This is a genomic window from Maritalea sp. (genome assembly GCF_047634455.1).
Taxonomy (GTDB): domain Bacteria; phylum Pseudomonadota; class Alphaproteobacteria; order Rhizobiales; family Devosiaceae; genus Maritalea.
In genome coordinates this window covers 1-20893 of the sequence record NZ_JBLIAI010000007.1, presented here as the reverse complement: position 1 = coordinate 20893, position 20893 = coordinate 1, and the positions used below count along the sequence as shown (strand labels likewise).

General features: G+C 49.7%; 17 protein-coding genes. 2 read left to right on the top strand and 15 right to left on the bottom strand.

What is annotated here, in order from left to right:
• Window positions 1-49 precede the first annotated feature (49 nt).
• Genes ACJAZW_RS03840 through ccmI form a run of 6 tightly spaced genes read right to left on the bottom strand, consistent with a single transcriptional unit; the run spans window position 50 to window position 6134 of the window.
• The gene (locus ACJAZW_RS03840; protein ID WP_415155552.1) at window positions 50-802 is read right to left on the bottom strand and encodes a sulfite exporter TauE/SafE family protein; all 753 of its coding nucleotides are present in this window, start codon (window positions 800-802) and stop codon (window positions 50-52) included.
• A gap of 56 nt (window positions 803-858) precedes the next feature.
• Window positions 859-2082, bottom strand: a complete 1224-nt coding sequence (locus ACJAZW_RS03835) for an alpha/beta fold hydrolase (RefSeq protein WP_415155551.1) — start codon at window positions 2080-2082, stop codon at window positions 859-861.
• The gene (locus tag ACJAZW_RS03830) at window positions 2051-2539 is read right to left on the bottom strand and encodes a cytochrome c-type biogenesis protein CcmH (RefSeq protein ID WP_415155550.1); all 489 of its coding nucleotides are present in this window, start codon (window positions 2537-2539) and stop codon (window positions 2051-2053) included. Before ACJAZW_RS03830 ends, ACJAZW_RS03835 begins: the two co-directional genes overlap by 32 nt.
• Window positions 2536-4521, bottom strand: coding sequence for a heme lyase CcmF/NrfE family subunit (locus ACJAZW_RS03825; protein ID WP_415155549.1), 1986 nt, complete (start codon window positions 4519-4521; stop codon window positions 2536-2538). The genes ACJAZW_RS03830 and ACJAZW_RS03825 overlap by 4 nt, the downstream gene beginning before the upstream one ends.
• 14 nt (window positions 4522-4535) lie before the next feature.
• Entirely contained in the window at window positions 4536-4979 is a 444-nt protein-coding gene (gene ccmE / locus ACJAZW_RS03820) for a cytochrome c maturation protein CcmE (protein WP_415155548.1), read from the bottom strand.
• Window positions 4980-6134, bottom strand: coding sequence for a c-type cytochrome biogenesis protein CcmI (ccmI, locus tag ACJAZW_RS03815; RefSeq protein ID WP_415155547.1), 1155 nt, complete (start codon window positions 6132-6134; stop codon window positions 4980-4982).
• Between the two features lie 164 nt (window positions 6135-6298).
• On the opposite strand from ccmI, the gene ACJAZW_RS03810 reads away from it, so the two are divergent.
• Together ACJAZW_RS03810 and ACJAZW_RS03805 are read left to right on the top strand one after the other, a co-directional pair.
• On the top strand, window positions 6299-7375 hold the full coding sequence (locus tag ACJAZW_RS03810) for a hypothetical protein (RefSeq protein WP_415155546.1): 1077 nt from the start codon (window positions 6299-6301) through the stop codon (window positions 7373-7375).
• The gene (locus tag ACJAZW_RS03805) at window positions 7362-9218 is read left to right on the top strand and encodes an FAD-dependent oxidoreductase (protein ID WP_415155545.1); all 1857 of its coding nucleotides are present in this window, start codon (window positions 7362-7364) and stop codon (window positions 9216-9218) included. The genes ACJAZW_RS03810 and ACJAZW_RS03805 overlap by 14 nt, the downstream gene beginning before the upstream one ends.
• A gap of 89 nt (window positions 9219-9307) precedes the next feature.
• Here the strand turns inward: ACJAZW_RS03805 and ACJAZW_RS03800 are convergent, their stop codons facing one another.
• From ACJAZW_RS03800 to ACJAZW_RS03760, 9 genes are all read right to left on the bottom strand, one after another.
• Window positions 9308-10606: a hypothetical protein gene (locus ACJAZW_RS03800; protein WP_415155544.1), complete on the bottom strand. Its 1299-nt coding sequence runs from the start codon at window positions 10604-10606 to the stop codon at window positions 9308-9310.
• A gap of 77 nt (window positions 10607-10683) precedes the next feature.
• Complete coding sequence (locus ACJAZW_RS03795) at window positions 10684-11142, bottom strand: hypothetical protein (RefSeq protein WP_415155543.1); 459 nt, start codon at window positions 11140-11142, stop codon at window positions 10684-10686.
• 51 nt (window positions 11143-11193) lie between these two features.
• Window positions 11194-12498, bottom strand: a complete 1305-nt coding sequence (locus ACJAZW_RS03790; protein ID WP_415155542.1) for an ATP-binding protein — start codon at window positions 12496-12498, stop codon at window positions 11194-11196.
• Window positions 12499-12536: 38 nt separating this feature from the next.
• Entirely contained in the window at window positions 12537-13193 is a 657-nt protein-coding gene (locus ACJAZW_RS03785) for a response regulator transcription factor (protein WP_415155541.1), read from the bottom strand.
• Between the two features lie 399 nt (window positions 13194-13592).
• Window positions 13593-14357 (bottom strand): glycoside hydrolase family 108 protein, encoded by a 765-nt coding sequence (locus ACJAZW_RS03780; RefSeq protein ID WP_415155540.1) that lies wholly within the window; start codon window positions 14355-14357, stop codon window positions 13593-13595.
• Window positions 14358-14362: 5 nt separating this feature from the next.
• Entirely contained in the window at window positions 14363-15700 is a 1338-nt protein-coding gene (locus ACJAZW_RS03775) for a DUF2793 domain-containing protein (RefSeq protein WP_415155539.1), read from the bottom strand.
• Window positions 15697-19536: a baseplate multidomain protein megatron gene (locus ACJAZW_RS03770; protein ID WP_415155538.1), complete on the bottom strand. Its 3840-nt coding sequence runs from the start codon at window positions 19534-19536 to the stop codon at window positions 15697-15699. The genes ACJAZW_RS03775 and ACJAZW_RS03770 overlap by 4 nt, the downstream gene beginning before the upstream one ends.
• 5 nt (window positions 19537-19541) lie before the next feature.
• Window positions 19542-19976: an NlpC/P60 family protein gene (locus tag ACJAZW_RS03765; RefSeq protein WP_415155537.1), complete on the bottom strand. Its 435-nt coding sequence runs from the start codon at window positions 19974-19976 to the stop codon at window positions 19542-19544.
• On the bottom strand, window positions 19973-20893 hold a 921-nt coding region (locus tag ACJAZW_RS03760), incomplete at its 5' end, for a DUF2163 domain-containing protein (RefSeq protein ID WP_415155536.1). The genes ACJAZW_RS03760 and ACJAZW_RS03765, both read right to left, overlap by 4 nt.

The window sequence follows — 20893 nt, the reverse complement described above, 5'->3', positions numbered from 1 at the left end:
ATTAAACTTTCGTAATGTTGAAGGCTAAACTGTGTCTTGATTGAGGTTTTTAGAAGGAACGATAAATCAAGATCAGTGCAATAGCCGTCATGGCAATTTTGAAGGCTTTTCGGAAGGCTTTTTCGGGCAGCCGGTCAAGTAGTTTGCCACCAACCCAAGTGCCCGCGAATCCCGCAACGACCATGGCAAAAAGAAGTGCCGCATAATCATAAAAAGCAAAGCCCAAAAAGATAAAGACTAGGATTTTTGCCGTGTTTTGAAACGTCATCAAAACGGCATGGGTCGCCACGAATTGCTTTCGGTCGTCAATGAATTTCAGCAAGCCAGAAACGATGGGTCCGCTAACACCAATAATCATTGAGATGAAGGCGGCAAACGCGCCAAATCCAAACAATGCAATAGGTTGGCGATTGCGTGAGGAAGGTTTGGGCCCCCAAACAGAATACAAAAGAAACGCCGCGATCAGCAAGGTGAACAAACGATTAGGCATCCAGACTGCAATCTGACCGCCCAGGATCGCACCTGGAATTCCACCCAAGGCAAACCAAATCGCGTATTGCCATTGTATGTCTTTACGCCGCAGGTAGGCGCGCCCGGAGTTTGAACCAAACTGAACGACGCCATGCATAGGCACGGCAATGGCGGCTGGCAAAAAGAAGGTGAGAATGGCAATCAGCGTTATGCCGCCGCCAAGACTGAGCGCAGCCGTTATGCCGGAAGTGAAAAAGCTTGAAATGATCAAGATAAGTGCCAGCCAACCATCAAGACCAGATGGGACAAACGCAGAGATGAAGTTTACCATTTGGTTTTGATAGACTGACAGCGAGATTCGCGCAATCCGGCGTCAGGACCTTGCCGCTATTCAACCAAACTGGTGACAATCGCCGAGCTCTTTTCGAGCGTTTTATGCACCGGGCATTTATCAGCGATTTCGAGCATCCGCCGACGCTGTTCCGTGTCCAAGTCGCCTTCAATCGTAATGTGGCGGGTAAATACATCGATGCGCCCCTCGTGGCCTTCTCCACATACAGCACAATCATCGGCGTGATGCTTGGCATGTTCTACGCGCGTCTGAATGTGGGTGACGGACCATTTTTTGCGGTCAGCATACATGCGCAAAGTCAAGGTGGTGCAACCACCAAGAGCTGCTGCCAGCAAATCGTATGGCGTTGGGCCACGATCAGTGCCGCCTGCGGAGAGCGGCTCGTCGATCGTTAGCTGATGGCCGGAAGCGTCCACATGCAGGTGGTATTTTCCTTCGCCACTTTCGGCGGCCACCACGTTGCCTTCAGTTTGCGTTTTTTGCGCTTGAGCCGGAATATAGCGATCTGCCCACGCACTGATCACTTCAGCTGCATAAGATGCGTGTTCAAGTTTGGTGAGCAGATGGTCCGCATCGTCAAGCGAAATGAAACTCTTGGGGTGCTTGGCTGCTTTAAAAATACGCTCTGCATTTTCAATACCAACCGAATTGTCGACAGGGCTATGCAAAACAAGCAATGCGCCGCGGAATTTTGCGATCTGTGCAGGCAAGTCAAAGGCACGCACATCATCCAAGAATTGCTTTTTGATGGTGAAGGGGCGCCCACCCAGATCAACCTGCCCCTCGCCGTTCGCTTCAATATCATCAACAGAACACGTAAATTGATTTAAGATATGTTCTGCATCTGCGGGAGCGGCAATGGTTGCTACGGCTTTGAGAGAAGGGATTTCCGGCGCGGCGGCAAGAACTGCGGCACCGCCCAGCGAATGACCAACCAGAAGCGATGGCGCATCATAGTTCTCACTCAGCCAGTTTGCTGCTGCGATTAAGTCTTGAGTGTTGGTGGAGAAATTGGTGTCCGAAAAGTCGCCGCCGGAGCGTCCAAGGCCGGTGAAGTCAAACCGCAGAACTGCAAACCCATGATCTGTTAGTGCGTTGGCAATCCGCCGACTAGCAACGAAGTCTTTTGAGCACGAAAAACAGTGCGCGAAAATGGCGAAGCCGCGGGTTTTGCCATTGGGCCAACTCAATGCGGCAGCCAAGCGTTCTCCTAATGCACCGTCAAACTCAACCTTGGTGTTTTTCTCCGTTGCCATCATTCTCACTTTCCGGGTGTAATAGCAGCGCCAACGTTGCCTCTTCTTCTGCCGAAAGGTTAGATGGCTTTGCCTGTCTATTTCTTAGAACAGACAATAACGCTAACGCGCCAATCACAAATAAGATAGGTGCCGCGAACCACAGCAGTAAATTGTGGCCAGCAAACGTGGGTTTGAGCAGCACAAATTCGCCAAAGCGCGAGACAACAAATTCGAGCACTTCTTCGTCTGTGTCGCCCGCTACCAAACGCTCACGCACCACAATGCGCAAGTCCCTTGCAAGGTCCGCTTCACTTTCGTCGATGGACTGATTTTGACACACAAGGCAGCGCAAACCAGTGGAAATGGATCGCGCGCGCTGCTCCAAAACCGGATCATCCAAGATTTCATCCGGGTTGACGGCAAATGCGGGCGTGAGCAAAGCTAGAAACAGCGTAAGGATCACCAGAAATCTCATCATGTTGGTTCACCAACCAATTGGCCCTTGGCCCGTTTCTTCGGTGCTGCTATTCGCATCCGTCTGTCTGAAAGAGAGTAAGCACCCGCCATTGCCATGATCAAAGCGCCAAACCATATCAAAGTGATCATCGGCTTATACCAAACCCTGACGACGCGCGCGCCGTCTTCGCTCTTATCGCCCAGAGACACATATAATTGGGAAAGGCCAAACGTCTCAATGCCGGCTTCCGTGGTTGGTACACGGCGTGCGGTATAATTGCGTTTTTCTGAAACCAGTTCACGTACGGCGTTGCCGTCTTTGAACACTGTAAAACTCGCGTGTTCGGTGATATAATTTGGCCCTTGGAGCAACTGCTCGCCTTCATATTGGATGGTGTATCCTGAAAGTTGCGCTTGTTCACCCGGCCGCATGGTGGTGATCAATTCGGTTTCAAAGCCTGAGACAACGACGATCCCTAGTACCAAAACGCCGACACCAAAATGCGCTCCAGCTGTGGACCAAACAGATTTGGGCAAACCGATCAATCGCTGCAAACTTTTTGACGGGGCAATCCGGAACAATTTGGTGCGTTCTACTAAATCCGCAATGGCGCCAACCATCACCCAAAATGCCAGCAAGAAGCCAAGCGGCAATAGATTTGCCTCCTGCCACATAAAGGCGGTGAAAATAACAGTTATAACAACAGCCACAACGACAACGACGAACAAGCGGCGCAGTACGGCAAGTAAATCTGCGCGTTTCCACGACAAGAACGGCCCGAACGGAATTATCATCAAGAGCGGGACCATGATAGAGCCGAATGTGAGATTAAAAAACGGCCCGCCAACGGAGATCTTGATGCCAGTAATCGCATCCAGAACAAGCGGATAGAGCGTTCCGACCAACACAGCTGCCGTAGCGGTGGCGAGAAACAAGTTATTGACCACAAGGGCAGATTCACGGCTGATCGGAGCAAAAAGTCCCCCTGCCCGCAAACTGGGTCCGCGCAAAGCAAACAGGATGAATGCACCGCAGATGAAAAAGACTAGGATACCAAGAATGGCCAATCCGCGCACGGGGTCGGATGCAAATGAGTGCACCGAGGTCAAAATGCCTGAGCGCACCAAGAAGGCACCGAGCAACGACAATGAGAAAGTTAGAATGGCCAGCAATACGGTCCAGATTTTCAGCGCATTTCGCTTTTCCATAACCATTGCCGAATGTAGTAAGGCCGTACCGGCAAGCCAAGGCATAAACGATGCGTTTTCAACTGGATCCCAGAACCACCAACCGCCCCAGCCAAGCTCATAATAAGCCCAGTAAGAGCCCATAGTGATGCCAAGGGTGAGGAATATCCAGCTCGCCATTGTCCACGGGCGCACCCAGCGCGCCCATGCAGAATCGATTTTGCCTGAAATCAAAGCGGCCATCGCAAAGGAGAAGCAAACCGAAAACCCGACATAACCGATATACAAAAGTGGCGGGTGGAGTGCCAAGCCAAAATCTTGCAGAATTGGGTTGAGATCACGCCCTTCAATCGGCGCATTAAGTATCCGCTCAAAGGGGTTTGATGTAAAAATCGTGAAGCCAATAAACGCGGCACCAAGCAATCCCTGATTTGTTAATACAAGCACATGCAATTTGCGCGGCAATCGCCCGCCAAACAACGCTACGGCTGCACCAAACATCGTGAGAATAAATACCCAAAGCAGCAACGAGCCTTCGTGATTTCCCCACGTGCTCGTGATTTTATAGAGCAAGGGTTGTTGCGAGTGGGAATGCTCATAGACCAACAAAACCGAAAAATCGGAAGTCGCGAAGGCGAATACCAAAGCCGCAAAAGATGCCGCGACAAGCGCGAATTGCACAACGGCGGCGTTGCGCATGAATGCGACACCGCTATTTGTTGCGCCGCGCCAAATCATTACACCAACACCCACTTGTCCAATCGCAATAGCGAAAGCCAGAATGAGTGCAAAATGCCCAAGTTCATTTGTGTACATCTGCTACAACCGTCCTATGCCGTGTCTGTGTGGCCCGAGCAAAGCCCTTTTTCTTCAAATTGGTCTGCCATGTCCTTAGGGACATAGTTTTCGTCGTGCTTGGCCAAAACATTGGTCGCAATAAAGGTGCCGTTTGCGTCCAGTGCGCCTACCAAGATGACTTCCTGCCCTTCACGGAACAGGTCGGGTACAATTCCCTCAAATTGCGCGACAACATCTACTAAACAGTCTGTCACTGCAAAATCATGCACTGTGTCAGTCTGCGTCCAACTGCCAGATTTCACAATACCGCCAAGGCGAAACGCTTGGCCCTGTGCGATTTCACGTTCTTCCACTTCGCTTGGCACCACAAAGAATGCAGCTGTGCTCGACATGGCCAAAGCGATAAAGACGACTGCAGCCAGAACCACAGATCCAAGACCTGCAATTATTGCTAATCGTTTTTGCCTACGCGTCATCTACTGTTCCAGTTTCTCTAATTGTTCGATCTCAGCTGCGGCCAATTGTTCAAACTCAGCCATGATATCGCTATCATCCTTCAGGTCGTTGCGTGCACCTGCCAAAGCTTTCTTCGCACTGTCAACTTCGCCCTGCACAAGCAGCGCACGCAATAAACGCTGCCATTCTTGTGGCGATCCACCCGACGAAAACAAACGTTCTTCAAGCCCCGCGACCATATTGCTGATCATTTCTGTGCGCTCAGATTGGGACAATTGCAAGGCAGCGCTTACGTCCTCTTGCGTCGGACCACTTTGATCGTTTAACGGTGATTGCAACCCGTCTTGAGCCATTTTCAATCCAGCTTGTGCCGTTTCCAACCAGGGTTCATCCCCTGTTGCGCCACGCAACACATTTGTCCATAGTGTGATGGCTGTTTGATTGTCACCAGCATTTGTCGCTTCCCCTGCGAGATAGAATTGCGACCGCAAATGATTGGGTTCAATGGAAACCGCTTTTTTGAGCAATTCGGTTGGCTCACCGGATGCGTCGCCTTGTTGGAGTAGCATCGTGGCTTCGGCCAAATCAGTCAAGTTGTCAGCGCTTTCGCCCTCGATCCGAACAATATTGCGGAATGAGCGCACTGCTTTGTCATAGGCCTGCTGTCGCATGTAGATCGGCGCAATGACTTTCCAACCCTGTAAATCGTCGGGCACTTCGGCCAGATGAAGTTCGATTTTCTCGATCGCTTCAACAATATCAATGTTTTCGCCTCGCTGAATTCGTTCTTCAAGCGGCGAGTTGGCCATACTCGGATTTCCGATCGACGTGTATGTCAAAAATGCGATCGCAAAAATTCCCAAGACGCTGGCACTTACAATCACTGGCATACCGATACTGCGCTTCACCTTTCGGTCAGCAGCAGCGCTTTGGCGCAGGAACTCATGATCAAGCTCAAGTTTTGCGGCTTCGAATTCCTCTGCTCCAAGTTTAGCGGAATCCATATCACGCTGTAACTCGGTCAATTGCTGATTATAAAACTCGCGGGCGGTTGCGAGTTCTTCATCATCTTGGGCTAGTCCATCGTTCTTGCCTGAACCGGCTAGTCGCAATGGAGCAAGCAGCGCAAACGCAGCGAGAACACACACAATTACTACGATGATCCAAAAAAACATGAATAATCTAGGCTCCTTACCTAAGCTGTGCGACCTATATATATCTATATAACGACTTTTGTAACATAAATGGGGTTTTGCATGGAATTCTCCAAGGACTGATTGACGCAGGGGCAGAGAAATGGTGCAACAAGAATAGAAGTTTGGGCATTGTTGATTGATTTATGCAGGTTGAAAAATTTGATTTTGCCATTTACGGCAGCGGTTTAGATGCAGCGTTTTTAGCTGCCCAGTTGGTCAGCAGCCACGAATGTAAGGTGCTGCTCATTCGCGACCATGTGAATGATTACACATTGCAGCACCACCAAGACTTTTCGGTCGGTGGGAATTGTGACCCCGATACAATCAAGATTGCGCATGAGGGCCTTCAAAAATGGCACACTCAATTCTCCGGCAGAGCGGGCCGCGACTGCTTTGACCGACTTCAAGTTTCGTTAAAAGCGTCGTTCGCGGAAAATGCAGAGATTTTGCACTACATCGAAGGGGCCTTAATTGCCTGTGACCGGCAGTCGGAGAGGAAAGCTACACGGTTTCAAGGTGACTATTTAGCCGTCCGCGATGTGATCGCACCCAAACGACGTGCGGCGCTTGAATATCTGCACCAAGCCTATGTGGGTGTGGGAATGGACGTGTTTGATCGTTCAGCGTTTCAAGACGCGCGGCAGCTGAAAGACGGTCGGTTAATGCTCAAATCTGGCACAAAACAATATAGTGCAACACAAACAGTCATCCTTGATGAGGATCTGATCCCGCACTATTTTAACGCTGCATTGCGCACGGTTCTGATACCCACTTTGGGCACAAAACTGGCGGTGAAAAACGTCACCAAACATAGCAAATATTCGACATTTTGCGTTGACACTCAGATGTGCGTGCGCGCCCAAACAGGCAACAAGATATTGGTTTCTGCTCCGTTGCCGTTTGGCGACCTTGCTGAAATTTGTAGCAAGGAAGTTCTTGGCTTTGAACAAATGGAAATTCACGCCATGGGAGCCTATAATGCAGTCCATACAAAGGATGGTGCCCCACTATTAGACTTTCAGAAACAGAAAAAGAGCTGGGTGTTCTCAGGTGGCACAGTGAGAACGTTCTTGATGCCAAGTGTCAGTGACATGCTGGTGGGCAAACCCAGTCCGAGCGTCCAAAAATATTGGCAGGCTCGTGGCACGCATAATCGCAAATGTGGCGATGTTCCGCACCCACCATCGCCCAACATGGAATTCAAGAATGACACAGTTTAGATTTCCAGATGATGTGGGGCGGTCCTTTTTGGGCGCGATGATTAACCGCGACAAGCTGATTAGTTTTGTATTTAACGGCCGGTCGTTTAGGGGATTTGAGGGTGATACGCTGCTTAGCGCTCTTCTGGCCAACGGCTGCCAGACATGGCGTCAAAACAACCAACCAATAGCTTTGAACCAGACGACAATCCGGGATCTGTGCACCGAACGCCTTGACAAAAGTCATGATCGCGCATGGTACGGCGACCGTTTACTTGAAGATGGGATGATGCTGAAAACTGTTCCAACGCAAAGCATTATTGCCAAACTTGGAAAAGTCTTCTCACCTGTGCGGGGGATTTGCATTGAAACGCCAACGGCGGATCGTTTTGTGCCAAGCGATATCCCGTTAGATGAAGACAATTCAGCCGATATGATTGTTGTTGGGGGGGGGATTTCAGGTTTACAGGCTGCGCTTACGGCAGCCAACTTGAGCAGAGACGTCACACTGCTTGAGCAGGCGGATCGTTTGGGGGGGATGTGTGACTATTACGGCCAAGCCGAAGATGAGGAAGCGCCGCTATCACTTATTGATCGCCTAACAGAGGAAGTAGCCAATAATAGGTCGATCACCGTCCATACTTTGGTCACTGCACTTGATGTCCGGGAAAATCGACTTTTGACGTTTTCATCGACAAAAACTGATCACCCAGAAAACAGGCAATATCTACGCTGGACGAAATTTGATAATCTGGTGCTCTGTGTTGGCGCAGATTATGGCGATGAAGACCAGGCTGCAGGGCACCGAACCAGATTTTCCAATCAGGTACACAGGCTTGCGGCGGATTACGGGGTTATGCCTTCAAACAAATTGAGCGTTATCACTGCTGGAAATTCAGGATATCGTCACGCACAATTGTTGATGGAGGCGGGAATAGCCGTTGATGATATCTATGACGCTCGCGTCGACCCCACTTCCCGCCATATTGATTTTGCGAAAGCCGTTGGCATTCACATGCATTTTGGCCAGAAAGCCGAAAACCTTACAATTGCGAGGGGATATGTTGAAGTTCAATTCGGCAATTCGCAATTGTCAGGTGAACAGAAAGCAAATCGCCGGTTTGCAAATCTAATCATCTCAAATGCACCCAAACCGAATTTGAAACTATGGATTCGATCCGGAGGCAAGTGCAAGTTGAATGTTGATGGCACAATAAGCCCAACAACCACCCAGACCTCAAACGTTTCCATATTAGGTTCCGCACATGGCACTGTCACTCAGCAAGCCTGTCTGGCGCAGGCGCGGCACGTCGTCAGCCAACAGCTGAATCAGCAATCGGAAGAACCACCAACATATATTGGCATGTACAAATATGAAAGCTCGCCGAAACCGCTGGCAATAATCGAAAAACACCACTCAATTGCGCGCATTCGCGAAGATGTAGACGTGCCTAGCTTTTCTCCTCAACCCGAACAGAATGCGATCAGCGAGTATTTGTTCGAACGTTCTGAAGTGAATATGTCGATCGAACAAATGAGAGCGACAAACACAATTTTAGGTTCAGCGAACTCTATATCGGCACAAACAAAACTTGCGATGAGCGAATTGCTAAAATCAAGGTTTAAGACACCCTCTTTCGTTTCGATTTACGCCGAAGGTTACTTAACATTGAACGCTGGGCAGTTTATTTATGATGGTGATGGCGTCAACGAACAGCCCAACCTGTGCGGCGTGGTGGTTGTGAAGAACGAGAAAATTGCAGCTTTAATAGATTGTGAGCGACTTGGGCAAGACGCAAGCGTGTTCGTACAAACAAGAAGCGGACTGTTTAAGGCGACCTTGGGTAACAATCTGGTGGCTTAGACTTGGACTTGGATTAGACTTGGACTTGGACTTGGACTTGGACTTGGACTTGGACTTGGACTTGGACTTGGACTTGGCTTAGACTTGGATTAGCTACCGCCTGCCCTACGAACGATATTGTCTTTGTTCCTTCGAAGGATCGAAGCATATTCGGCACCAAACCGAATTGAACAAAATTTGATTACAATATCAACTTGTGCCACATCGAAAGCATCGCTGCCTGTTGTATGTTTGAAATGTTCAAATATTCGATCCACCATTGCTTCCAACGAAGTGCCGACATCTTTCCACACGCGATCAACCACAGCGTTAACAGCAAGGGATTCTCGGGCGGGTCTAGTTGCCGCCATAATGTATAGGCCGTTATACGCCTGCAGGACGTCCGCTGGGTCCAACCGAACTGAAGCTACCCCTTTTGGGGCTGGTCGCAAAACTTTGCTCACATCGTGTAAAATGTCAGAGAATTTTTTGCTCAGTGAACTTGCACCACGTTTGACCAGTCGCTCTAAAGAAGCATTCCACGCTGAAGATTTCGACAAATCGAGATGGAATTGAAGTCCCCGGGCAATATGATGAAATCTATCGATTGCCCGACACGTAAGATCAATATCGCGAAATAGGCCCGATTGGTTTTCAATAATCTCGGTCTGCTGCTGTGCATTGACCAGAAGCGCATCAACAAATTCACCAAATCCGGTCTTTTTTATCGCATCTTCTGTTGTCGCATAGCTCAATTTGGCAATTGCAGCGGCCAAAAAATCTGGACGTGCAATACCTGAGGTAAATGATTGGCACCACAGCTTTTTGGTCTCTATTGAGGGAAACTGCATCTGCTCGAGTGCGTAACTTAAAGCTTCGGGTTCCTCATGTGCGCTAAGCTCACGCCCAAGATTGACACCACTCTTGATGTAGCCAATATAGCTAAAGGCAATCAAGATAATGGGAACCACATCAAATACATCGTCGCCGCCCATTTGTATGGACAATCGTCGTTTCAGCTCAGCATCGGCGGCACATTCACCAAGAAGTGGCGTCACGATCTCAACAATTCTATTGAGCGAAATTTCAATATCGCGCTCGCTAGGCTGTCTATGCCCCCCGAGGGAGTTGTTAATTTCCGCAAATTCTGAAGGATTTATATCTCTCTGCGCCCAATGCCAAAACCTATTCAGCGACACACGACAAATTCCTGCGCCAAACACTTCTGGCTGGCCGTCTAAAAGGACAGGTGCCAATTCAGCCGAGATACGCTCAATTGCCATATCATTTTGGACAGCTGCAATCGCGTCATCATCAGCATAGCTTACCGTATCGGTTTTTGCCGACACTTTGGCTGTTGAGCGCATATTGCTCAATTCACTTAGTTGCTCTAATGGGGAACGGCGCATCACTAAACCAAAACGATTAAAAACTCACAAGTGAGACACTATCAAGTATAAGTAAACAAACACTTTTAGTTGACTGCTTAACTAACGACCGTCCACTGGCCATCCTGCTCTCTGCATGAGGTGCCGGACTTGGTGTAGCGATCATCACCAACAATTACGATGTGACTGAATTCACGACAATCGAGCTTATTGACTTTGATGTACGGTCCAACGCTAATTTCGCCACGCGTTGCGCTATCTGCGGTCCACTCTCGTGTCGCACCCACGCGCCCATATTGAAGGGCAAAGAACTGGGCGCTTGCAGCTTCATTTTTTTCACGTGAGCTTAACTTTGTCAGAACCTCGTTCGGCAGAAATGACAGAATTCCATTGTCAGCAAACTCTGTGCTTGGTGCGATCGCATTCGTGTCTTGGGCCGCACCCAAGCTCTGTGACGAAGCGGCTTTATTCGCGCCCAGCGGCGTTTCAAAACGCGCACATGCGCCCAACGCGAATATCAGCACTAAAAAAGTTGCCGTCTTGAAATAGTTAACCATGGTATTCTCCCATCAGACACAATGCCGTAGTTTGCGGCAGAATTGTGGTACTCAAGCCTTGGTTATTGCAGGCAAAGTCATACATACGCGCAAACCTCCGATTTTGGCAGTTCCGAGTTCAATTTCGCCTCCATACACTGAGATCAACTCGCTTACAATACCAAGCCCCAATCCGCTCCCTTGAACCTGTTCGTCAAGTCGTTTGCCGCGTTCAAACACAGACCGTTGCTCTTTGAGCGAAAGGCCGGCACCATCGTCTTCCACGATGACTGCCAAACGCGATCGACTTTTGTTTTGAAGCGAAATTTCAACTCGTGTTTTCGCCCACTTCATCGCGTTGTCAACAATGTTGCCAACAAGCTCGTCAAAGTCCTCGGCGTCACCACGGAAGGTGAAATCGGAATTTCCGACAAGAACCAAACTGGCCGTTTTGTCTGGATAGAGTTTATTCATGACGGACACAATTCGGCTTGTGGCGCTACGAACATCGGTTTTTTTACCTCGGGCCGCCGTGCGCGCGGCAAGTTGCGCCCGATCAAGGTATCTGGAAACGATATTTTGCATTTTGTCGAGCTGTTGATCGGCGATGTGCAGGCCATGGTCCGATAACTCATTGCGCATGACCGCAATCGGCGTCTTTAGGCCGTGAGCCAAATCTCCAACCTGGTTCTTCGCCCGCTCTAGGATTTTATCGTTCACATCCAATAGGGCGTTGATTTCCAGCTTTACTGGCGAAATTTCCTTTGGAAAATCACCATTAATCTTTGCGTGTTCACCTGTGCGGACAGCTTCCACCTCCGCCGACAGACGCAATAGTGGCCCAAGACTAAGGCGCGCTACAAGCGCGCATAGCACAGCCAAAAAGAACCCAATGACAAGCAAAACCGTAAACGCCTGACCTTGAAATTTGGACACTTCGCTTCCAACAGCATCCCAGTCTGCGGTGACGGTAATGATGATCTGATCAGTTTCATTTATGAATAATTTGCGTTCAAATATCCGCAACCGGTTTCCGTCATCGTCAATTTGATTGCCGCGCCGCTTATTCTCGGGGTCAAATTGTTCTTCCAATATTGGCAGGACAACACCAAAAGCTGAAGATGACACGCTTGAGATGCTGCCGCTGGCGTCGACAATCTGCCAATACCACCCAGAATTTGGTTGTGTGTATCGAGGATCAATGGAGGGGAGGTTCGAAAGGCCATCTTCATCTTCAACCAAAATACGCGCGATAAGCGCATCTGACTGGCGAATGGCAATTTCATCAATATTTCGGGTAAGAGATTGCGAATAAAGGTTTGACAGCAGGACGCCCATCAACACAAGGCCAATGCTCAAACCTAGTGCCGTGAACAAGAAAACACGCCATGCAATCGAAAGGTTCTTAGAAATCACTAGCGCGATACTTTGTAGCCAAGACCACGAACCGTTTGAATCATGTCTTTGGGCAGTTTCTTGCGAAGTCGCCCGACAAATACTTCTATCGTATTTGAATCTCGATCAAAGTCTTGATCATAAAGGTGTTCTGTTAGTTCCGTGCGTGAAATAACTTTATCTTGATGATGCATTAGATAGGAAAGAAGACGAAACTCGTGCGAGGTCAGCTTAAGCGCCATGCCGTCTACGGTCACTTTGCTTCCGCCGGTGTCAAGGCGGACTGGCCCGATCTCAATCTCATTTGAAGCAATGCCTACGGATCGGCGCACAAGAGCACGGATTCGCGCCAGCACCTCCTCCATATGGAACGGCTTTGCGACGTAATCGTCTGCGCCCGCGTCGATACCCTGCACCTTGTCGCTCCAACGATCGCGAGCCGTAAGCATTAATACAGGCATGGTGCGACCGCTTCGCCGCCACTCTTCAATTACCGAAATACCATCTTTTTGAGGCAATCCGATATCAAGGACAACTGCGTCATAGGGCTCTGTATCGCCCAGAAAATGACCTTCCTCGCCATCATAGGCCTTGTCGACCACATAGCCGCAATCTTCAAGGGCGTTAGAGATTTGGCGGTTGAGATCCAAGTCATCTTCCACGACCAATATTCGCATATTTTCCCCCGAGCAATCAGTTTTGCAAATTGCCCTCATAGGGGGCCCCGTCTTCGGCACGCCGAGCAAACTTTTTCGTTCTGCCGTAAGTGTCAACGACTTTGAAGAAATATACATACTGACCGTTCACTTGGCAAAGCTGTTGCCCAAAAATCTTTGTGCCCTTCTTTAAATTCAGCATACGTTCAATTTTCGCGAAAGAAGTGATCGTCTTTGCTTTTACCAACGGAATTATGATTTCGTTGGAAATGCACTTTCGCTGCGTTTGCGCATAGGAAGTATTTGGCAAGAATATGTTCATGCCAAATACCAGAACCAATGCCGATATCCATGTGAAGATAATTTTTGTTTTCATGGAGCCGTTTTACCAAATGCAACATGAATGAAAAATGAACATAGTTATGCGTTAGCGATCTCTGTTTTCAGCCCCTTGCGCAAGAAAATTATGGCAAGCGATTCCATGACCAACTGCATTGCATTGCTTGCGTCAATTGCTGGAATGTTGACGCCAAGAAGTTCGAGAACACCTGACAAGAGCATAAACAATGCAACAAGGTAGGTTTTGTATCCGGTTAAGATGTTCATAGTTGTTGGTCCTTTTTTCTGGTTTGTTTCGCTGATGATTTTTTTTGATATGGCCAATACTTTGGCAATCCGGTTGCTCCAACCTCGGCCAAATACCGCAAAGGTGCGCAGAGATTTCAAAAACCCGAGGCGTTGGCTGAGATAGTTTTCCAAAAGCCTGTCTTGTGAGAATTGTCGACAATATTGCCTAACCGCTGCCTCGGTCACAGGACCAACAATGCCGTCGGCCTTAATTTTTAACAGCTTTTGCAGTTGCTTTATCGCTGTTTGCGGTCCGCTATTTACTGCGTAGTCAAACACAGCAAACCCCAAAGCTTCAGGCATGCGGTCTGCACCAGATCGTCGCCAATAGAGTTCGAAAAATATCTTCGACGCCTCTATACGCCCCATTTGTTTTACGGCCTGTTTTGGAAGCTGCCACCAAGGACTGACTTTGCGCCAATTGGCCAAGGTTTTTAGTGTTATGCCGAATTTGGTTGCGCCACCTGGATCTTTGGGGTGATCAACATACCCGCCTTCGAACTTTAAGACGTGATTCAACGCCCGCTGAAAGCGCGGGTCCTTATAAGATGTTGTCATGATGCCTAATCCGTGACGCTCAGTGATGGGATCATACCGTCGTCCGGTCCAACCCGCACCGCGTCCGGTATGATTGCTGGTAGTGCGAGGAGAATTTGTACGCCGCTTGTTGCAAATAGTGGCAACAGTTCAGCTTCTTGATGGGATGCATAGCGCGGCGAAATGTCCGCGATTGCATTTATGTGCTGCCAACCGTCCGTGCTTTGTACCTGTGCAAAACCATCCGTTTTGGCCCCGTTCAACCAGATTTCATGGTTGGACGCAGATATCACAGCAGCGCCCGACATAACGTAGAAATACGCGCTCAAAGACTGTCGGTTTCCGCCAATGCGATCATAGGAGCAGACACGGTATTTTGAACTGCCCGATTGGGTGTTTTCGTAAGCTGTCCCTGCCCCCGCCGTTAGTTTTGCGACATAAAACTCAGCCATATAACGCGCAGACGAAGGCTCGCGAATCTGATCAACCAACAACTTAACAGTTGCATTGTTGGCAGCACCTGCCCCGCCATAATCGGCGCTATCAAAATTGAACTTTGAGTATTCACTTATCGAAGCCGCGTTTTCCGGCACCAGGTAACTTGGCGATACAAAACTCGAAATCGTTCGGGTTTTATCACTCGCAAACCGGCCACAATCAGGAATGATGTTGATTTTTTGGGTCATCCCTTTGCTCTCATGCGAAACGCCGCTGGGAACTGCCATACGGCCGCTCAGTGGATCAAAGGTTGCGGCAGTCCTCCAAAGGGAGCCATCATCGCTGACTTTAATAGAAAATGCGTCGTCACCCGCAAGGCCCATTTCGGCGCGACCTGACCAAGCATTTTTGAACGTCACACTCGCTGTGTTGCCGGTCGAATTTTTGTTGACGGTGAGCCGTGCGTCGCCGGACCCGCCATCGGCCGCAGTCATATATGCGCCGTCCGATTTTACCGCCAATTTGTTGTAAGCATCTGCGGATGTGCCGATGCCTATAAATTCCGCATTCTGGACAGAAGAAGGTGCTTGATCAAACTTCACCCACCCTGCACTCGTGCAAACAAATAGCTCTTGGGTAGATTTTACCCACGCAAAGGCCCCCTCAGGCGGGCTGAGAAATTGCCAACCGTTGGCGTCAAAACTTGCTATGAGACCAGCCTTCATTGACCAATCGCCAGTTGGGCTTTGGCCAACTTGCCAACTGCTTCCAACACTGGGTGCTGCGGGCGGATCATTGATGTCCAGCGCTTCCAACGTCAGATGCAAGAACGCATCCAGCATTCGAAGCGCTTCATTGTGGGTGATGTGTTTTTGCGCCTGATTGGATTCAATCAGCGGCAATTGTAAGCGGTCAGAATTGGTCAATTGTACACTCCTATTACGCTGTAACCTTTGCCAAGCGTTTGACTTAATTGAGAAATCTTGAGTTGAACCTGAGTGGGTTCAACGCCAAAATCACTGAGTTGCTCTGCAAGGGAATAGTTGAATTCTTCAACATCAACCTCAACCGTGCGCACCAAAGCGCCAGCGTTCAAAACTTCTACGGCAAAACTTTCGGCGTTGGTCTCGTGGGGAATATCGCCGGTAGGCCAAAGGTTGCCGCTCAATCGGCCGCGCCTCGTCCATGTCACATTGATGTCGCCAATTGTGGTTTTCCTTGCTGAAAAATGAACGGGCGCAAGCGGTAAGTTGGGACCATCCACAATGTCGACACCGAGTAATTCGATTGCAGGACTGGTGGCCCCTGCCACTATCGATAGCGTGCCAAGTTCAAGACCTGTTTGTATTCTCGTTACATCGTCGAGCAACATAACTTGCGCTCCCGAACGAGAAGCATCCCCGGCTGCAAATTCGGTTTTGTTTAGCCCTCGCAAAAGGGTACGCAGCAAATAGGTCTTTGGCGCAATGAGTTCAGCATCGGCAAAACCAATTTCTTCCCAGAACCCCAGCGAGTTTTGGACCAGCAAACGGTTCTCACCGCTTAGGACGCGCCTTTTTTCCAAAGCGCTTACATGTCCAGCAAACAGATGCACTTGCAGGTTAGTCTTGGTGTCCCACGTCGCAAACGCATCGGTTGGTGGCAAATCTGATTGCAATGTCCCAAGGCTTGCAGGCTTGGTCAGATGCGCAAGTACGTTTTGGGCGTCGTCGATCACGGAAATTGTGCCGGGCCATGGTTTGGCATAGGCACCGATAACCAGGCTTGCAGATGTTTCGCTATCGTTTATTGGCGGCACCTGCGCGACAAATGTAATGGGTACAGATGTCGCGGGCGACACAACATTAACACTGGGTCGCTCTTTCGTTAGCGTACCGATGGGACCGTTGGTTGAAACCATACTGGTCGCGGTTATTTCGCGCGAAGTGCCGTCGACGGTTTTTGCGATTGCATATTTGTTGGGATCGTCTGGCAACGAAATCACATCACCAATTTCCAAAGACAACTGGGAAAGCGGTAGCGAAAATTGCACCATCTTTTTGGATTGTTGGGAGAGTTGCAATTGCGAGGTGGCAATTCTGTTTGCTGTGCGCGTGTCCAACGTCATTGGCGGGTTTAGACTTGCCACCACGCCATCTTGGTCAACCGTGTTTTGAAACGTGGACACAGTGTCATAGTCGGCAAGTCGATCAACGTAGCCGACATTGAGCCGTTTGATCCGTTCACTTCGATCCAGGTGCGATCTTTCAAAGATGCCTTGTTTCGTCGCAACGCAGTCCTCAGCGAGAAGATTATGCACCACATTGTCGCGTATGCGGTGCAGCGAAAGCCCATCCGGACCATCTTTAAGCAGCAGATCATCTGTTTTCAGCAATAATTCGATGTCATTGCGAACAGCACTTGGTGACCCGACAATGAAGCCTTCAACAAAACTGGGCGCACTGTCTTGGTTTTTGAAGTAAACGCCAATGTCTTTGGCAACCGATACCGCAATCTCGCTGATCGTGGCACAGCCAAATCGGCCTGTTGTCCAATGACCTGTGTAATAGGACGGGCCATCTGACCAAACATCCGTGCGCAATGGAAAAGCCGGGAACGGTCGCGCATCCCACGCCCACAAATAGATACGTTGTGCATCGAGCATGTGGCCGTCATATAAAGTGGATAGCGGATTATTCTCGATTTGGAATGCTGGCTGGTCATTTTGCCAATGGTCGTAATGTGCGCGCAAAAACTGTCGTTGGATCGAAGGCTCGGAAAGCCCATCGGAATGATAGGGTGACTTGTTTTCTGCGCTCTTTGGGTCAGTAAATGCGTTGGGCTGATTAGCGCCATTGCCGACTGCACCACAACCGATTTCGGTGAGCCAAAATGGCTTTGATTGCGGCACCCAGGACGTTGGCGTTGCGGATCTGATACCGTCTACCCGATTGTGGTGGGGATTGAGCCACCAACCTTCAAGGTCTTTGTACCGCCAAATCCAAGGCTCTGCGTAGATGCCATCAGTGATGGGCGCGCGCACTTGCGCCGCTCGATCTTGATCATTTGCATAATACCAATCAAACCCCTCCCCACCGGCAATATTTGCTTTCAGATAGCCTAAATCATGTGTGATATTGTGCTGATTGAAGTCATCATTCTGCCCATAATTGCGCCAATCAGCCAAAGGCATGTAATTGTCGATGCCAACAGCGTCGATATTTGAATCTGCCCAAAGTGGATCGAGGTGAAAATGTTTATCGCCTGACGCATCGGCTGGCTGATAGCCGTGATATTCGGTCCAATCTGCCGCATAGGTTAGTTTGCAGCTGGAACCCAAAATTGTGCGCACATCCTGGGTGATACTTTTCAACGCTGTTACAAATGGAAAACTTGTCTGGCTGTCACGTACCGTACTTAGCGCCACCATTTCAGAACCAACAATAAAGGCGTCAACACCGCCTGCAGTTTTTGCGATGTTCGCACAATGCAAGATGAAGCGGCGGTAGCTCCATTCGTCGGGTCCAGAATAGTTTGCTTGTGATCCATCAACGGAAAAATCGCCAGCAACTGCTGTGCCAACAAAGTTCTGCACTTGCCCATTGGCCGTTACAGTTTGGTCAACGGTTCCTGCTCGTCCAATTGCTGGGTTGCAGGTTATCCTGCCGCGCCAAGGGTAGTTAGCTTGTGTGGACGCATCACTGTAAGGATCGGGCAGAACATTTCCGGCTGGGATGTCCATCATCATCAGCGGATAAATTGTGACTTTGATCCCACGCGCCTTCAGGTCGGTGATGGCGGCAATGACGCTGTTGTCACTCGGTGTTCCGCCATATGCTGGGCCACCGTCTACTTGACTGCAGATCAGCGCCTGTTGGCGGCTTAGGCCTGCTACGCTCCACTCGGTATCTTTTATTTTTCGGTCATGCTCCATTACGCGCGGGGTGACAGTGCATTGGCCGCAACGCAGGTCATCCCCGAACCAACTGACCACCAGTGCAACATGCTCCAAATTTGGACACAGCGCAGTCAGTTCATCCACCGACACTTCCCAATCTGATTTTCCCAATGTTTGGTGGCTGTTTTCAGATATCACCTCGCCATTGCCGAGCAAGCGAACGCGGGCAATGGGATCGTAACCAAATTCAGTCGCGCCCGGTATCAAGCACACAGCTTTTGTTCTGTTTTCGACATCACCAACCGGCCGGCACAGTTCAACAGAGATTTGGGGAATGCGATTGCCGAACGGCGTCAAATCCAATTGCTCAAAAACTATATATGCGTGCCCGCGATAGGCGGGCGCGTTGCCTGTTCCCTGCTTCGCCTCAATTAGACTGTCGGGCAATTGTTCCGCAGAACCAGTATAAAAACGGTAGTTAACGGCGCGCAAATCCATCAATTTGCCATCTGCCCAAATTCGTCCGATGTGCGGCACGGTTCCCTCACATAGCCCAATCGCAAAGTTGGCACCAAACACGTCATCTTCATTGCCGCCGACAGATTTTAGGCCACCGCCCGCTTTGGTCAACCGTTCCAATTCCGTCGCCCAAATGACGTTGCCCGAGATACGTGACCAGCCATAAAGGCGGGGCACCGGCTGCCCTTCCTTGGAGTTGAGAATGTATGTCTCGCCTTGGGTCGGCGCTGCCTGTTGACCAAAAAGCTGATTGTCGAGCGCATTCCCGGCAAGAGCGCCGAGCGCGCGTCCAATTGTTGCGCCTATCGGTCCGCCAAGCGCGCCACCGATAAACTGGCCGCCAGCTGCAAGGAGTAATGTTGCCATAGAATTTAGGGTCTTTCTGGAAAGCTAAATTGGGCGACAATCCGACGACGCCACCAATTGCTCAGCGGCACTTCGACAACGCCAATGCGTTCTTGAGCGTGGATAAAGTGGGTTTGGCTACTAATAATCGCGCAGTGTTTGGCAGGAAGTCCCGCGCGCAGATGCAGCAAAACAATCTGGCCCTTGCGCAAGGGAGTTGCTTCCAATTTAACAAGATGTTTATTGGCAAGCGCGCTTAGCGCTTCAGCGTGCATTCCATCCCGCCAGTTGCTTGAATAGGGTGGAATTTCGAACGAACTTGCGCCAAACAATTCGTGCCATATCCCGACAATGAGGCCAAGACAATCGCAACCCACCAGCTTTTGAGCAGCTTGATGACGATAGGGTGTTCCTTTCCACCCTCGGGCAGCTTCCACTACCAATTCGTCTCCGATGGTCATTCGACCAACACACGACCGTCAAGTGGATTATCCGGCGTTGGATATTTCAACATAAACGCCTCGCCGGGGATATGTGGAAAACCTTGGAAATTTAGCTGATTGCCGAACTTTGCCTTGCAGGATGAAAACCGCTTATCGCAACCCACAGTTAGTCGAACCAGATCACCGGGCAGAACCAATTGATTGTCAAATTGATCAATAAACAGACGATCATTTGGCGCACTTTTGGTGTGCTTTAAGACACGAACGGCACTGTTCTTTCGCTCACCAGACAGCCATTTGACTTGACCACCATTTGCCCAACCTTCTGGGCGACCGGCGAGACCCGAAACGATCAATTCATTTTGATCGGAAACTGTCACAATGCTGCAATCAGAAGAAAATGTTGCGGCACCTGCATCAATGCCGCACTGCGCATCGCCAAAATCGGCGTTACAGGTCCGCTGGTAGAGTTTGCCGCGCACTTGATTGAGCAAAACATGTTGGGAGCGTAGTTCCGCCCTGAACACACCATCCTTTTCAGAGATTTCACCGATAAAATCGCGCCGAAAATGATGCCGGACAGACGGATCGCGCCAGTTCACTTTGAATGTGTCGACTTTTGCGCCCGCAAATTGGCCATCACGAATGTGCGCTGGCAGAATTCGATCATCATCGAGCCAGCCCATAATGTCTGATGTATCCACCGCGCTTTCACTTTTTTGCACAATTGCTGAGGGCGTAAAACCTGCTGTTGGCAAAAACAGATGGCCATCAAATGTCAATTCTTGGTCGTGATCGGTGAAGCCAAGTTCAATGTCGTTTCTTTTGGTGATCAGCCAGCAGTTGCAAAGCGTTGTTGCGCCAGACTTGATATGCGCTTCAAACTCGGCGCTTAACTCTCTCATAAGCGGATCTCGATCAGTTTGATCGATGGT